Consider the following 14,568-nt stretch of genomic DNA (forward strand, 5'->3'; position numbering starts at 1 on the left):
GTAACGCATGACGCGTCCGGATGCTCACACCACCGCTCTCCTACCCCCGATGAAGTGGAACGCCTGGGGTGATCCCGCCGAGGCGAAGCCGCTGTCCGACGGCGTCCGGACGCTGCTCGAACAGGCGCTGGGCGTGACGACGTCGACCACCGAGGAGCTCGAACCCGAACAGGTGCGATTGCGGCCGTCGGCGCTGACCGACGAGGACCGCGACGCGCTCACCGGCATCGTCGGGCGGGAATACTGCCGCGTCGACGATTACGACCGCCTGCTCCGGGCCGGCGGCAAGTCCACGCTGGACCTGCTGCGCCGCCGCGACCCCGGCGAGCAGGACGCACCGGACGCGGTGCTGCTGCCGGGCACCGAAGACGAGATCGCCGCCATCCTGCGCTTCTGCGGTGAGCACCGCATCGCCGTCGTTCCGTTCGGCGGCGGCACCAGCGTGGTCGGCGGCCTCGACCCGATTCGCGGCGAATTCCGTTCAGTCATCTCCCTGGACCTGCGCCGCTTCGACGAACTGCACGTCCTCGACGAGGTGTCCGGCGAAGCCGAACTGGGCGCGGGTGTGACCGGGCCGGATGCCGAACGCCTGCTCGGCGAGCGCGGCTTCTCGCTCGGCCACTTCCCGCAGAGCTTTCAGTTCGCCACCATCGGCGGCTTCGCCGCGACCCGGTCGTCGGGCCAGGGCTCGGCAGGCTACGGCCGGTTCAACGACATGGTGCGCGGCCTGCGGGCGGTCACGCCGGTCGGCGTGTTGGACCTCGGCCGGGCACCGGAGTCGGCGGCGGGACCGGATCTGCGCCAGCTGCTGATCGGATCGGAGGGCGTGCTCGGCGTCATCACGCGGGTGCGGGTGCGGGTCCATCCGAAGCCGACCGCCACCCGCTACGAGGCGTGGTCGTTTCCCGACTTCGCCACGGGCGCCGACGCCCTGCGCGCCGTCGTGCAGACCGGGACAGGCCCGACGGTGATCCGGCTGTCCGACGAGGCCGAGACCGGAGTGAACCTCGCGACCACCGAGAGCATCGGCGAAAAGCAGATCACCGGAGGGTGTTTGGCGATCACGGTGTTCGAGGGCACCGACGCGCACGTCGCCAGCAGACACTCCGAGACGCGCGCGGTGCTCGAGGCCGCCGGCGGCACCTCGCTCGGCGAGGAACCCGCACGCGCATGGGAGCACGGCCGATTCGGGGCGCCCTATCTGCGGGATTCGCTGCTGTCGGCTGGCGCGCTGTGCGAGACGCTGGAGACGGCGACGACCTGGTCGAACATTCCAGCGCTCAAGGCGGCCGTCACCGAGGCGCTCACGAACGCCTTGACCGAAACCGGCACGCCCTCGCTGGTGCTGTGTCACATTTCGCACGTGTACCCCACCGGCGCGTCGCTCTACTTCACGGTCGTCGCCGGGCAGCGGGACAACCCGATCGAACAGTGGCGCAAGGCCAAAGCCGCAGCGTCGGACGCGATGATGCGGACGGGGGCCACGATCACCCATCACCACGCCGTCGGCGCCGACCACCGTCCGTGGATGCGCGACGAGATCGGCGACCTCGGCGTCGCGGTCCTGCGCGCCGTCAAGGACACACTCGACCCGGCGGGAATCCTCAACCCCGGCAAGCTGATCCCATGACGATCGACGGCCGCGTCACGATGCTGACGAACCCCGCCGCGGGGCACGGCAGCGCACCACACGCGGCCGAACGCGCCGTCGCACAGTTTCATCGGCGCGGAGTCGACGTCGTCGCGATCGCGGGCACCGACGCCGAGCACGCGCGCACACTCGTCGAAGGCGCGCTCGAGCGCGGAATGGACGCGCTTGTCGTGGTCGGCGGAGATGGCATCATCTCCCTTGCGCTGCAAGTGCTTGCGCAGACCGATATACCCCTCGGCATCATTCCGGCCGGCACCGGCAACGACCACGCACGCGAGTTCAAGATCCCCACACGCGATCCCGAAGCCGCCGCCGATGTCGTCGTCGACGGCCTGGTCGACGGGACCGCCCAGATCATCGACCTCGGCCGGATCCGCGGCGCCGACGGCACCGACAAGTGGTTCGGCACCGTGATGGCCGCGGGTTTCGACTCGCTGGTGACCGACCGGACCAATCGGATGCGCTGGCCCCACGGCCGCATGCGGTACAACCTCGCGATGGTCGCCGAGTTGTCGAAGTTGCGGCTGCTGCCGTTTCGGTTGTCGTTCGACGGCGACGAGGTGACGACGGAGTTGACGCTGGCCGCGTTCGGTAACACCCGCAGCTACGGCGGCGGCATGCGGATTTGTCCCGGCGCCGATCCGACCGACGGTCTGCTCGACGTGACGATGGTGGCCTCGGCGTCGCGCACCCGGCTGATCCGATTGTTTCCCACCGTGTTCAAAGGCACCCACGTACACCTCGACGAGGTGCGTACCGCGCGGGCGAAGACCATCACCGTCGAGTGCCCCGGGATAAACGCCTACGCCGACGGCGAGTACATGTGCCCGCTTCCGGTCGAGGTGTCGGCGGTCCCCGGCGCGCTTCGGATCCTGACGCCGCGACGCTGACGAGAGTGCCGTTTCATACCCGACCCGCCGGGCGGGCGTATGGGTCCGCACACTCGCGCCGGACCGCCTCGGCTACCCGACTCCTACCCGACTCCGCGGCTGAATGTCGTCGGCTACCCGACTCCGCGGCTCAGCCAGCTCACCTCCGCGCCCGCGCCGCCGTCGCGGTACGGCTCCAGAGCGTCGTCCCACGCGGTCCCCAGCACCGAGTCCAGTTCGGCGGCGAGCGTGTCCGCGCCGGAAGCCATCATCGCCCGCAGCCGCATCTCGCCGACGATCACGTCGCCGTTGGCGCTCATCGACCCGCTCCACAGTCCGAGCTGGGGCGTGTGACACCAGCGATGGCCGTCGACGCCGGGGCTGGGGTCCTCAGTCACCTCGAACCGCAACACCGACCACGAGCGCAGCGCACTGGCCAGCGCGGCACCGGTCCCCACCGGACCGACCCAGTTGGTGACGGCCCGCAGCTGTCCGGGCATGGCCGGTTGCGGTGTCCACTTGAGGTTCGCCCTCGACTGAAGGGTCGACGACAACGCCCACTCGACATGCGGGCACACCGCAGCGGGTGACGCGTGGATGTAGACCACGCCCGTCGTCGCTTCGGCGAACTGGTTCGACGCACGCATTTGCCACTCCTTCGGCTCCACGAGGGACGTCTTCCCCAAGCGGCCTCTTGGAACCGAAATCACAGCTGTGTCGTGCGTGTCTATTGTGCCTTGTGAGACGCGTGTTGCGCTAGTCTGCGCCGAATTCTCTCAGTACTTCGTCAGACACGGCCCGCCACGGCTTGTACGCCCACCGCCCGAAATCGCGGTCGGTGAGCAGGACCAACGCCAGGTCGGCGTCAGGATCGACCCATAAAAACGTCCCTGACTGGCCGAAATGCCCGAACGTGCGCTCGGAGTTCGCCTCGCCGGTCCAGTGCGGCGACTTGCCGCCGCGGATCTCGAAGCCCAGCCCCCAGTCGTTGGGCCGCTGCACACCGAAGCCCGGCAGCACCCCGTCCAGGCCGGGAAACTGCACCGAGATCGCCTCGCCATGCAGCCGCGTGGACACCGTGGCCGGTCGCAGCAAGTCGGCGGCGAACGCCGCGAGATCGGCCACCGTCGATGTCGCGCCGTAACCAGCGGCGGCCGCACCCCCGTCGAGCACGCTGTCGGACATGCCCAACGGTTCGAACACCGCTTCGGTCAGATATCGACCGAATTCGATCTCCGTCGCCTTCTCCAATGTCCCGGCGGCCACCTCGAATCCGTAGTTCGAGTAGACGCGCCGGGCGCCCGGCTCGGCCATCGTCTCCGCCGAGCGCATCGAGTAACCCGACGCGTGCGCCAGCAGGTGGCGCACCGTCGAACCCGGCGGGCCCGCTTCGGTGTCGAGCTCGACGGCGCCCTCCTCCACACCGACCTGCACCGCACGCGCGGCCAGCGGCTTGGTCACCGACGCCAGCGCAAATCGGCGCCGCTGGTCGCCGTGCTCGGCCAGCACCCCGGACGGACCCACCACGGCGGCCGCGGCATTGTGCACCGGCCAGTCGGCCATAGCATCCAAGGCGCTCATCGCGCCGAGCCTACTTGCGCGCGATGTAGTAGTTGTTGATCGGATCGGTGTCGATCTCGCGCACCTGGACGGCGCTGAAGCCGGCATCGGCGAGCATCGACGTGGCGAGCTGATGGCCCCAGCAGGTGCCGAGTCCCGCGCCGTCCAGGCCGAGGGACACTGTCATGCAGTGCATCGTCGAGACCGTGTACAGATACGTGGCCAGCGGCACGCCGACGTTGTCCTCCAGCCGGCTCGAGGCCTTGATGTCGACCATGAGCAGGTAGCCGCCCGGCCGGAGCGCACGATGGATGTTCGCCAGCACCGCGGCCGGCGCGGCCTGGTCGTGGATGGCGTCGAAAACCGTTATCACATCGTAGCTTTCGGCACTGTCGAGGGTGGCCAGGTCCGCGGCGACGAAGGTGGCGTTGGTCAGACCGAGCCGGGCCGCCTCCGCCCGACCCACCTCGAGCCCCTCGTCGCTGAAGTCGATGCCGGTGAACCGGCTGGCCGGGAATGCCTGGGCCATCACGTTGATCGCGTGTCCGCTGCCGCAGCCGAAGTCGGCGACGTCGGCACCCTCGCGCAACCGCTCCGGCAGGCCGTCGACCATCGGTAGGATGACGTCGACGAGCGCGGCGTCGAACACCTCGCCGCTCTCCTCCGCCATCACGTTGTGGAACCGCGGGTACTCGCCGTAGGACAGCCCGCCGCCGGAGCGGAAGCAGCCGATGATCTTCTGTTCGACCTCGGCCAGCAGCGGGATGAACTGTGCGACCCGCGCGAGGTTGTCCGGGCCCGCGGCCCGGGTGAGCACCGCGGCGCGGTGCTGTGGCAGCGAGTACGTGCCCGCCGCCGGGTCGTAGTCGACCACCCCGGCGGCGACCACGCCGCCCAGCCACTCCCGCACATAACGTTCGTTGAGCCCCGCGGCCGCGGCGATCTCAGCGCTGGTGGCAGGGGCCGAACCGGCCATGGTGTCCCACAGCCCGGTCTGGTGGCCGATCGACGACAGGAGGGCAAGGCTGGCGTCGTCGATCGCCGACATCATCCGCGCGGTGAACTCCTCGGTCGACTCCACGGCTGGTCTCTGGTCGATATCCGTCATCGCGTTTCCTTCCGGGGTGCTGAACTGATGTCCGCTGAACTGATGTCCATTGCACAACGAAGCCCCGCGCCGGGCGGTTCAACGGCTAAATCAGTTCGATCGACCTCTTGGCCAGGCCCATCCAGTAACCGTCGATCACCTGCCGTGCCCGCTGTCCGGGATCGCCGGAAGCGCCGAGCGCGACGAACAGCGGTGACCAGTGCTCGATGGTCGGATGCGCGTACGGCATGCCCGGCGCCCGGTGCCGGAAGTCGACCAATGCGTCGACGTCGCCGGCGGCGAACATCTCGGCCGCCCACATGTCGAACTCCGTCGACCAGTCCGGCGGCCGCGCATCCGGTGACGGGTCTCGGAGGAACGGCAGCCCGTGCGTCGTGAAACCTGATCCGATGATCAGCACGCCGTCGTCGCGCAGCGGTCGCAACCGCTCGCCCAATTCGAGGAGCGCCTGCGGATCGAGCGTCGGCATGGAAACCTGCAGCACCGGAATGTCGGCGGCGGGATACATGACTGTCAGCGGAACGTAGGCGCCGTGGTCGAGCCTGCGCCGCGGGTCGTGGCGGACCGGCTCGTCGCCGGACAGCATCGCCTCCACGCGGACCGCCAGGTCGACGGCGCCGGGCGCGTCGTAGGTCGTTTCGTAGTAGCGCTCCGGAAAGCCCCAGAAGTCATAGGTCAGCGGCGTCTCGGTCGACGTCGATCCGATCGTCAACGGCGCCGACTCCCAGTGCGCCGACACCACCAGGATCGCCGCTGGACGCGGCAGCTCGCTGGCCCACGCCGCCAACTGCCTCACCCACAGCTCATCGTCGACGAGCGGCGGCGCACCGTGGGACAGGAACAGCGCGGGAAGCGAATCGGTCATGTGACCAGTGTTCCCCGTGAGCCGATAGGTTGTAACCATGAGTCAAACTGTGCGCGGAGTGATCTCACGAAAGAAGGGCGAGCCGGTCGAGGTCGTGGATGTCGTGATCCCAGACCCGGGTCCGGGCGAGGTGGTGGTCGACGTCACCGCGTGCGGGGTGTGCCACACCGACCTGACGTATCGGGCGGGCGGCATCAACGACGAGTTCCCGTTCCTGCTGGGCCACGAGGCCGCGGGCACCGTCGAGTCCGTGGGCGAAGGCGTGACCAACGTCGAACCCGGTGACTTCGTGATCCTGAACTGGCGCGCGGTCTGCGGCCAGTGCCGGGCCTGCAAGCGTGGCCGCCCGCACCTGTGCTTCGACACCCACAACGCCGCGCAGAAGATGACGCTGACCGACGGCACGGAGTTGACTCCGGCCCTCGGCATCGGCGCGTTCGCCGACAAGACCCTCGTGCACGAGGGCCAGTGCACCAAGGTCGATGCCGCCGCGGACCCTGCCGTGGCCGGGCTGCTGGGATGCGGCGTGATGGCCGGACTGGGTGCCGCGGTCAACACCGGCGCGGTGGGCCGCGACGACACCGTCGCGGTGATCGGTTGCGGCGGGGTCGGCGACGCGGCCATCGCGGGGGCGCGACTGGTCGGCGCCAAGCGCATCATCGCCGTCGACACCGACAACAAGAAGCTCGACTGGGCGCGCGACTTCGGCGCCACCCACACCATCAACGCCCGCGAACTGGACCCGGTGGAGACCATCGCCGACCTCACCGACGGGTTCGGCGCCGACGTGGTGATCGATGCGGTCGGGCGACCGGAGACCTGGAAGCAGGCGTTCTACGCCCGGGACCTGGCGGGAACCGTTGTGCTGGTCGGGGTTCCGACTCCGGACATGACGCTGGAGATGCCGCTGATCGACTTCTTCTCGCGCGGCGGCTCGCTGAAGTCGTCGTGGTACGGCGACTGTCTGCCCGAACGCGACTTCCCCACGCTGATCAGCCTGTACCTGCAGGGGCGCCTGCCGCTGGAGAAGTTCGTCACCGAACGCATCGGCATCGACGACGTCGAAGAGGCGTTCCACAAGATGCACAGCGGGGAGGTCCTGCGCTCGGTGGTGATGCTGTGATGAGCGCTAACGCGAAGAAGGGAGCATCATGAACGGCGGACCGATCGGCCGGGTGGTCACCCACGGCACCTTCGAACTCGACGGCGGCAGTTGGGAAGTCGACAACAACATCTGGATCGTCGGCGACGACTCCGAGGTGGTGGTGTTCGACGCGGCGCACGACGCGGGACCGATCGTCAACGCCGTCGGAGGCCGCCACGTGGTCGCGGTCGTCTGCACACACGGACACAACGACCATGTGACGGTCGCGCCCGAACTGGGACAGGCGCTCGACGCTCCGGTGCTGATGCACCCGGCCGACGACATGCTGTGGCGGATGACGCACCCCGACAGCGACTTTCGTACCGTCGCCGACGGTGACACCCTGCGGGTCGCCGGGACCGAGCTGCACGCCCTGCACACGCCAGGCCATTCGCCGGGCTCGGTGTGCTGGCACGCGCCCGAGTTGAACGCGGTGTTCTCCGGCGACACCCTCTTTCAGGGCGGACCGGGCGCGACAGGGCGGTCGTTCTCCGACTTCCCCACCATCCTCGAGTCGATCTCCGGTCGGCTGGGAAAGCTGCCCGGCCACACCGTCGTCTACACCGGTCATGGTGATTCCACCACCATCGGCGACGAACTCGTGAACTACGACGAGTGGGTGGCCCGCGGCAGCTGAGATGCCTATCGGGCTGGGCAGCTGAGCTGCCTATCGGGCTGGGCAGCTGAGCTGCCTATCCACTAGCTACTCTCCCAGGATGCGCCGCTTCTCGGCCTCGAACTCGGCCTCCGTCAACGCACCCGAATCCCGAAGTGCGGCGAGATGCTTCACCTGCTCGATGCGCACGCCCCGGTCGTCGGGCTGATACGCCGCCGCGGGCGTCGACACCGACCGAAGCGTCGGCGGTGCGTCGACATCGACGATCTCGTCGGGCACCGGCGGTCGCGCGGCCTTGGCGGCGCGTGCGGACCAGATCAGGGCGGCGACGAGCTCGAGCACCCCGAGTGCGGCCAATCCGCCGAACAGCCACACCAGCCAGCCGTACGAACTGCCGTGTCCGAACGAGAGCCGTGGGTTGATGTATCCGTTCACGCTGCCATCGGTCGAGACGCGATAGGCGCCGGCCTCGGCGATCTCGACCATCCAGATCCGCACGCGGGTGTCGCTGTTGACGGTGGTTGTCCCGCCGATGCTTTCGGTCACGACGGGATCGGCCGCACCGTCGGGCGCAGCGATGTTGATGCTGAGCGCGGGGATCGGGAAATCACTCGTCGGTTGGCCGGCGGTCCGGGTGTGGAAGCTGACGGTCACCTCGCCGGCGGGCAACTCGACGCTGCCCGATCCGGGGATCGGCACCTCGCCGTAGGCGTCGAAATCGTCGAACACGAACGCGTTGAGGACCAATGTGACGATGAATCCGACGACGGCGGTGACGAGGGTCGACACGGAGACAACGACGGCGACGCGCGGGGCGACCCTTCCGCTCATGGGCAGAGTTTGACACGGCCCGCGAGCGCGCGGCGTGGTGTTGCCACGGTTACGTCGACCTCCGTCGGCGCCGACCGCCCGCGGGTACTACCGTCGAATACGACCGAACCTGTTGTCCGCACGTCACGGAGGTCGCGATGCCCGAGTCCAGCATCGTCGTGCGGCCCGAGCCGATGGAAAGCGAGTCTTACACCGCCGGTTCGCGCCTGCAGGCCGCCGGCCTGCAGCGGGCGATCAAGCTTTTCGAGGAAGCGGCCGCGGCCGTGCCGGTCCCCAAGCTTCCGCAACCGTTCGTCATCGCCGACTACGGCGCGTCGACCGGCCACAACTCGCTGCTGCCCATCTGCGCGGCAATCGCGGTGTTGCGCAAGCGGACCCGCACCGACCACCCCACCCTCGTCGTGCACACCGATGTGCCGGAGAACGACTTCACCGCACTGTTCCGCACCCTGGCCGAGGATCCGGACACCTATCTGAGCAAAGACTCCGCGGCCTTCGCCTCCGCGATCGGCCGGTCGTTCTACTCGCAGATCATGCCGTCGAGCAGCGTGAACCTCGGCTGGAGTTCGTGGGCGATCCATTGGCTCAGCCGCGTTCCCGCGCCGATCCCCGACCATGTCCACGTGGCCTACAGCCGCGACGAGACCGTGCGCGCCGCCTACGCCAGGCAGGCCGCGACCGACTGGCAGCAGTTCGTCGCGTTCCGCGGTCGTGAACTGCGTCGCGGTGGTCGTCTCGTCGTGATGACAACGGCGGTCGACGAGAACGGAGAGGTCGGGTACCGCTCACTGCTCAGCGTACTCGTCGACACGATCGACGAGCTGGCCGCCGACGGCTTGTTGACGTCCGACGAGGTGCACCGGATGGGCATCCCGATGGTCGGGCGGAGCGAGCAGGACTTCCTGGCGCCATTCGCGCCGAAGGGCCGCTTCGAACAACTCGAGATCGAGCATCTCGAGATCTTCGACGCCGAGGACCGCTTCTGGCAGCAGTACCAAGTCGACGGCAACGCAACAACTTTCGGGGCGCAGTGGGCGTCGTTCTGCAGGGCGGCGGTGTTCCCGATGCTGGCGATCGCACTCGACGGCGGTGCCGGCGACCCTCGTTCGGCCCAGTTCTTCGATCGTCTGGAGGCGGGTCTGGCGGCCCGGGTCGCCGCGGCTCCCGAGAAGACTCAGATCCCGATGGCGCACCTGGTGCTGACCAAACGGCCGACGAACCCCTGAGCCGTCACGCCCTCATGGCCCCGGTTGAGCGGGCAGCTGCGGTGCCGGCACCCACGGCAGACCCGGGATCGTCGGGTACGGCGCAGTCGGAGTCCAGGGCGGCTGGGTCGTCGGCGGGGGTTCCGCCGTGGTGGGCGGCGGCTCGGTCGCCGGAGGCGGCTCCGAGGTAGGTGGCGGTGGCTCCGGCGACGCGGGCGGCGGTTCGGGCGACGGAGGCGGCTCGCTGGCCGTCCGCGTCACCGGCGGAGGCGGCCGATAAACGGTCTGCGGCGCCTGGGTGGCCGGGGGCGGCGGCTCCGCGGTGGTCGGCGTCGTGGGTCGCGGGGTGACCGTCATCGGTGGTGTGGTCGACGCGGGCGCGGGGGCGGACTCGTCGTCGGACATCACCCACAGCACCGCGGCCACCAGCGCGGCCAGCACCACGATGACGCCACCGGCGAGCGGTACCGCCGGATTGCGATACCAGGGCACCGGTCGCGGCGGCAGATCGTCCCAGGACTCGTCCTCGAACTGCATCTGCGGCCGCACGTCGGTTGTACCCGCCGCGGGCGGTCCGTAGTCGTACGGGTCGGTGGCAGCGACCTCGGGCAAATCGTCGGCGTCCGACCACGCCAATGCCCCGAATGAACCGGACTGTGGCGACCCTTCGTCGCCGCCGGAGCCGACCTCGGGGGCCATCGCCGTCGCCGCGGCGGCGGCAGCAGCGGCAGCCCCGGGAGCCGCGGACATGGCGGTCATCCCCTCCTCGACGGTGCCTCGGACGGCCGCCAACCCGCCGCCCACCGCCGGCGCCAATTCGGGGTGGCCCGACGTGATGACCGGCACCCGGAACCGCTCCGAGAGCGAGGTCGTGACGACCGGGATCCGCGCCCCACCGCCGACCGACGCCACGGCGGCGAGATCACGAATCCGGTTGCGCTCCAGGGTCTCCTGCAAAGTATTCGCGAATCCGGTGAGCGGTCCGCGCAGCAGTTCTTCGAGTTCGGTGCGGGTCAGCCGCACGTCGCTGCGGTTCCCGGGCACTTCGGCCACGAGCGAGGTGAACGCCGCCGTGGACAGCCGCTCCTTTGCGCCGCGGCACTGCGCACGCAACCGCGACAGCGATCCGATCGCCGAGGTGCTGGACAGATCGACGGCCCCGGCCGCCGACAGATCCTTGAGGACGTGGGTCAGCAGCGCCTGATCGACCAGGTCACCGGACAGGTCGTGGTGGCGGACGGTCTCGCCGATCTGCGCATAACCGTTACCCGCGTCGAACAGGCTGATGCTGGTTCCGGTCCCGCCGAAGTCACAGAGCGCGATGACGCCGCGAGCGGGCACCCCCGGTTCATCCTGGAGGGAGGTCAGCGCCGCGACCGCATCGGAGACGACGGGCGCCGGCCGGGGCCGCTGGAACTCGGGAACCGCGGCCAACGCACCCCGTAGCGCGTCGACGGCGGCGGGCCGCCAGTGCGCCGGATGAGTGACCGCGATGTTGCCGACGGGACTACAACCTCCCCCGACCGCGTGAAGCATCGCCCGCAGAGCGTCGGCGATCAGGCCTTCGGCTTTGTGAGTGGAGCCGTCCGCGGCGACGATGCCGACCGGATCGCCGACCCGGTCGACGAAATCGGTCAGGATCAGCCCGCGTTCGTTGAGGTTACGGTTCTCGCTGGGCACCCCGATCTCGGGCGGCCGGTGGGGAAACAGCGTCAACACCGGCGACCGGGTCAGGGCGGATCTGCCCACGACGACCGCCGCGAGTTTGGTGGCGCCAACCGATAGGCCTACCCCGTCAGCCATCAGCGGATGGTTCCTGCGCCCGGAATCAACGGCAGATCCAAAGCCGTCACCCAGCCCGGTGAGAGTTGGTTGACCGCGGGCACCGCGTTGAGCGCGCGCAGGCCGGTCGCCAGGCAACCGGCCGCGGCCGCGTCGCGCCCGGAGCCGTCGGTGAACCGGAACGCGGTCTCCTGGAAGATGCTCGGGGTGCCCTCGATGTCGACGCGGTAGACGTCGTTGTCGTTGCCCGACGGCCAGTCGGGCGCCGCGTCGTTGCCGATCCGGTTGACGTGTTCGAGCTGGATGCGGGTCTCACCGCGGTACACGCCGTTGATGGTGAACCGCACGGCCGCGACGTCACCCGGGGCGATGATTCCCTTCGCCGTCCTGCGTTCGGTCGGCGTGACCCACTTGTCCCATGTGGTGGTGATCTCGTCGAGCATGATGCCCGCGGCGTGCGCGATCATCGGAACCGTTGCGCCCCAGGCGAATATCAAGATGTCGGGATTCTCGAGCAGCGGCCGGTACTCGGGCGGCTTGCCGATGCCCATCTCGCGGTCGTAGTCACCGGTGTAGTTGGTGTAGTCGAGTAGTTCGGAGGCACGCACCTTGCGCACCTCCGAACACAGGCCCATCAGCGTCATCGGAAACAGATCGTTGGCGAACCCGGGGTCGATGCCGGTGGTCAGGCACGAAGATTCGCCGAGTTCGCAGGCCTCGGTGATGGGTTCGATCCAGTTTGGCGGGTTCAGATGCATGGTGGGCCAGATCCAGGGTGTCATGGCGGTCGAGCAGACGTCGATACCGGCCCGCAGGAAGCGGGTGATCAGTGCGATGTTGTCCTCGGCGTGACCGGCCGTCGGCCCGTAGTGCACCAGCGCGTCGGGTTCCAGCGCGATCAACGCATCGACGTCGTCGGTCGCGGTCAGCCCCAGCGCCGAACCCAGCCCGCAGATCTCACCGACGTCGCGGCCGACCTTGTCCGGGCTGCTCACACCGACTCCGACCAGCTCGAACAGAGGGTGTTTGACGATCTCGGGGATCACCATCGCGCCCACGAAACCGGTGCCCCAGACCACGACGCGTTTGGCGCCGGAATCCCCAGCTCTCCCAGCCACTGCTCGCCTTTCACTCGGTCCCGCTTTAACACCTTAGGGGCGTCACGGTCCCGACGGCTGCGACGCTACAGATTGATCGGATCGGGCGGAGGCACCGTCCTGGTGCTGTCTTTGAGCGCGGCCTTGAACTGCATCGCGCGGTATGGCCAGCCCGTCGCTGTATTCCATTGCGAGACAACGATTCCGATGCCACCGTCGATGTCGAAGCGCGACCCCGGCAACAGATAGCCGCCGTAGAGCTGGGCGACCCGGCTACCGGAATGGTCTTCGGCTTCCCATGCCGATCCGAGGACGGGGGTCTGGACCGCTGTGGTGTGCATGTTCGAGACCGGTGAGGCCACGACGCGGTAGCCGAGCGCGTACTCCGAGGCGAGAAAGCCGCCGAGGATCCATTTGCCCGGTCCGATGCGACGCAACGCGAGCTCGCCCCATTGTTCACCGGCGGGCGTGACCGGTGTCGCCGATGTCCCCCACGACCACCTCGTCCCGTCGAAACACCAACTGAGATAACGCGTCCTGTCGCCGATGTGCTCCGGACGCACCCGCATCAGCACGATTCCCTTGTCCCGTTGGAAGCCGGTCGCCGCCACGTAGACCCAACCGTCGTCGGGGTCGTAATCCCACGCCCAGCACTGTGCGTGACCGTTGTGCAGGCCGGCGGGGAACTTGGCTTTCTCCCCCAGGTGCGTCCAGCTCACGCCGCTGTCGTGCGAGTGCCAGATCTCGGTCCAGACGATGTTGCCGAAGCCGCGGTTGACGATGGCGTGCAGATACATCGACCCGTCGACGGTCAGCAGGTCCGACGGGATCACCGTGCTGATACCGCCGCGATGCCAGCTTGTGCCTGCGTCGTCGTGCTCGTAGTGCCACAGTTGGCGCGCGTAGTCGGGGTCGCTGCCGCCGGCGCGTTCATAGACGATCGGATGGTCGGCGTCGCCGGTGCCGATCAGGACGACCGGGGACCGCCAATCACCGTGGCCGACTTTGAGCCCCGAGAAGGTGTCCCCGAACACCGACACCAGTTTGCCGTTCGGCGCGATCACCGACGCGCCGAGGTCGGTGCACGTGACACCCCATCGATCGGTCAGTCCCGGACCGGTCAGGTCGGCGGCCTTGCCGTTGAGAAGGGGTTGGCGGGCTCGCCCAATGGGGCTGAGCCTGCGTCCGGCCGCGCCGCCGATCGACGGGTCGCCGGGCACCTAGTAGCAGATCCGGAGACCGCCGGGCTCGCAAATCAGTGGGTACGGCGTGACGGGGATCGCCAAGGGCTCCTTGAACGTCAGAGTCAGCGGCAGTTCGACCATGCCGGGCTGCTCGCCGCAGACCTCACCGTGGATGATCTTGACGCGCCCGGTGAGCGTGGCCCCGTTGAAGGAATAGATCTCCTTCTGCAGGGCGGTGCTGCCGTCGGGGCAGTTGCGGATCGAGTCGAACGTGTTCGCTTTGAACGTCCACTCGCCACCGACCATGTCGGCCTCGGAACCGCCGCGACCCGCCGGGGTGACCTTCAGCCTGCACCCGACCGGGAGGATCAGCGGCTCGCGCAGGTCGCCCACCGTCGGCACGCAGATCGGGAAGATCTCCCAAGTCGTCTCGGCCTGCCCGGCGATCTTGACCGTGTAGACCCCTTCAGGGGTATCGGGAGATTTCACGTCGCCCTGGCCGGCCGCGGTCCCCACGGCGCCGAGTATCAGCCCGAGCGCGAACGCCACGACGCCTAATGTCCGCGCGATCGTCTTGGTCACGTCGTGCCCCTTCAGCCGTCTACGGTGGTGTCGAGTATCTCAGTGTGCACGCAGCGTCGTCACCGCTTTCTCGG

At 68.7% G+C, this 14,568-nt stretch carries 14 protein-coding genes; 5 read left to right on the forward strand and 9 right to left on the reverse strand.

The genetic code is table 11. From position 1 onward, the window contains the following. Positions 1-49 precede the first annotated feature (49 nt). Together AU193_RS01250 and AU193_RS01255 are read left to right on the forward strand one after the other, a co-directional pair. Positions 50-1,630 (forward strand): FAD-binding oxidoreductase, encoded by a 1,581-nt coding sequence (locus AU193_RS01250; protein WP_156425077.1) that lies wholly within the window; start codon positions 50-52, stop codon positions 1,628-1,630. Further along, entirely contained in the window at positions 1,627-2,541 is a 915-nt protein-coding gene (locus AU193_RS01255) for a diacylglycerol kinase (protein ID WP_064420511.1), read from the forward strand. Before AU193_RS01250 ends, AU193_RS01255 begins: the two co-directional genes overlap by 4 nt. Before the next feature lie 113 nt (positions 2,542-2,654). On the opposite strand, the gene AU193_RS01260 is transcribed toward AU193_RS01255, so the two are convergent. The 4 genes from AU193_RS01260 to AU193_RS01275 all read right to left on the reverse strand — a co-directional run bounded on the left by AU193_RS01260 (position 2,655) and on the right by AU193_RS01275 (position 6,053). Then, a complete protein-coding gene (locus AU193_RS01260; RefSeq protein WP_064420645.1) occupies positions 2,655-3,167 on the reverse strand; it encodes a DUF3145 domain-containing protein in 513 nt (170 codons plus the stop codon). 109 nt (positions 3,168-3,276) lie between these two features. Continuing rightward, on the reverse strand, positions 3,277-4,101 hold the full coding sequence (locus AU193_RS01265; RefSeq protein WP_064420512.1) for a serine hydrolase: 825 nt from the start codon (positions 4,099-4,101) through the stop codon (positions 3,277-3,279). Positions 4,102-4,111: 10 nt separating this feature from the next. After that, positions 4,112-5,188 carry a class I SAM-dependent methyltransferase gene (locus tag AU193_RS01270; protein ID WP_064420646.1) on the reverse strand — a complete coding sequence of 359 codons (1,077 nt, stop codon included), beginning with the start codon at positions 5,186-5,188 and terminating at the stop codon, positions 4,112-4,114. A gap of 85 nt (positions 5,189-5,273) precedes the next feature. Then, positions 5,274-6,053 carry a dioxygenase gene (locus AU193_RS01275; RefSeq protein WP_064420513.1) on the reverse strand — a complete coding sequence of 260 codons (780 nt, stop codon included), beginning with the start codon at positions 6,051-6,053 and terminating at the stop codon, positions 5,274-5,276. 37 nt (positions 6,054-6,090) lie between these two features. Here AU193_RS01275 and AU193_RS01280 point away from each other — a divergent pair, with 37 nt between their 5' ends. Together AU193_RS01280 and AU193_RS01285 are read left to right on the forward strand one after the other, a co-directional pair. Then, positions 6,091-7,176: an S-(hydroxymethyl)mycothiol dehydrogenase gene (locus AU193_RS01280; protein WP_064420514.1), complete on the forward strand. Its 1,086-nt coding sequence runs from the start codon at positions 6,091-6,093 to the stop codon at positions 7,174-7,176. A gap of 28 nt (positions 7,177-7,204) precedes the next feature. Next, complete coding sequence (locus tag AU193_RS01285) at positions 7,205-7,834, forward strand: MBL fold metallo-hydrolase (RefSeq protein WP_064420515.1); 630 nt, start codon at positions 7,205-7,207, stop codon at positions 7,832-7,834. A 66-nt stretch (positions 7,835-7,900) separates the two neighbouring features. Here the strand turns inward: AU193_RS01285 and AU193_RS01290 are convergent, their stop codons facing one another. After that, positions 7,901-8,644: an SHOCT domain-containing protein gene (locus tag AU193_RS01290; RefSeq protein WP_064420516.1), complete on the reverse strand. Its 744-nt coding sequence runs from the start codon at positions 8,642-8,644 to the stop codon at positions 7,901-7,903. Between the two features lie 137 nt (positions 8,645-8,781). On the opposite strand from AU193_RS01290, the gene AU193_RS01295 reads away from it, so the two are divergent. After that, positions 8,782-9,870, forward strand: coding sequence for an SAM-dependent methyltransferase (locus AU193_RS01295; RefSeq protein WP_064420517.1), 1,089 nt, complete (start codon positions 8,782-8,784; stop codon positions 9,868-9,870). A gap of 12 nt (positions 9,871-9,882) precedes the next feature. Here AU193_RS01295 and AU193_RS01300 read toward each other — a convergent pair whose 3' ends face one another. The 4 genes from AU193_RS01300 to AU193_RS01315 all read right to left on the reverse strand — a co-directional run bounded on the left by AU193_RS01300 (position 9,883) and on the right by AU193_RS01315 (position 14,494). Next, the gene (locus AU193_RS01300; RefSeq protein WP_064420518.1) at positions 9,883-11,652 is read right to left on the reverse strand and encodes an Hsp70 family protein; all 1,770 of its coding nucleotides are present in this window, start codon (positions 11,650-11,652) and stop codon (positions 9,883-9,885) included. Next, positions 11,652-12,680: a hypothetical protein gene (locus AU193_RS01305; protein ID WP_064420647.1), complete on the reverse strand. Its 1,029-nt coding sequence runs from the start codon at positions 12,678-12,680 to the stop codon at positions 11,652-11,654. The genes AU193_RS01300 and AU193_RS01305 overlap by 1 nt, the downstream gene beginning before the upstream one ends. 134 nt (positions 12,681-12,814) lie before the next feature. Next, positions 12,815-13,897 carry a DUF4185 domain-containing protein gene (locus AU193_RS01310; RefSeq protein ID WP_064420648.1) on the reverse strand — a complete coding sequence of 361 codons (1,083 nt, stop codon included), beginning with the start codon at positions 13,895-13,897 and terminating at the stop codon, positions 12,815-12,817. A gap of 51 nt (positions 13,898-13,948) precedes the next feature. After that, entirely contained in the window at positions 13,949-14,494 is a 546-nt protein-coding gene (locus AU193_RS01315; RefSeq protein ID WP_064420519.1) for a hypothetical protein, read from the reverse strand. Positions 14,495-14,568: the final 74 nt, after the last annotated feature.

The organism is Mycobacterium sp. GA-1285, from assembly GCF_001499905.1.
In the GTDB taxonomy this organism is placed as follows: Bacteria; Actinomycetota; Actinomycetes; order Mycobacteriales; family Mycobacteriaceae; genus Mycobacterium.

Coding starts and splice junctions, on each gene's coding strand:
- AU193_RS01250 (WP_156425077.1), top strand. CDS start 50: ATGAAGTGGAACGCCTGGGGTGATCCCGCCGAGGCGAAGCCGCTGTCC.
- AU193_RS01255 (WP_064420511.1), top strand. CDS start 1,627: ATGACGATCGACGGCCGCGTCACGATGCTGACGAACCCCGCCGCGGGG.
- AU193_RS01260 (WP_064420645.1), bottom strand. CDS start 3,167: ATGCGTGCGTCGAACCAGTTCGCCGAAGCGACGACGGGCGTGGTCTAC.
- AU193_RS01265 (WP_064420512.1), bottom strand. CDS start 4,101: ATGAGCGCCTTGGATGCTATGGCCGACTGGCCGGTGCACAATGCCGCG.
- AU193_RS01270 (WP_064420646.1), bottom strand. CDS start 5,188: ATGACGGATATCGACCAGAGACCAGCCGTGGAGTCGACCGAGGAGTTC.
- AU193_RS01275 (WP_064420513.1), bottom strand. CDS start 6,053: ATGACCGATTCGCTTCCCGCGCTGTTCCTGTCCCACGGTGCGCCGCCG.
- AU193_RS01280 (WP_064420514.1), top strand. CDS start 6,091: ATGAGTCAAACTGTGCGCGGAGTGATCTCACGAAAGAAGGGCGAGCCG.
- AU193_RS01285 (WP_064420515.1), top strand. CDS start 7,205: ATGAACGGCGGACCGATCGGCCGGGTGGTCACCCACGGCACCTTCGAA.
- AU193_RS01290 (WP_064420516.1), bottom strand. CDS start 8,644: ATGAGCGGAAGGGTCGCCCCGCGCGTCGCCGTCGTTGTCTCCGTGTCG.
- AU193_RS01295 (WP_064420517.1), top strand. CDS start 8,782: ATGCCCGAGTCCAGCATCGTCGTGCGGCCCGAGCCGATGGAAAGCGAG.
- AU193_RS01300 (WP_064420518.1), bottom strand. CDS start 11,652: ATGGCTGACGGGGTAGGCCTATCGGTTGGCGCCACCAAACTCGCGGCG.
- AU193_RS01305 (WP_064420647.1), bottom strand. CDS start 12,680: ATGGTGATCCCCGAGATCGTCAAACACCCTCTGTTCGAGCTGGTCGGA.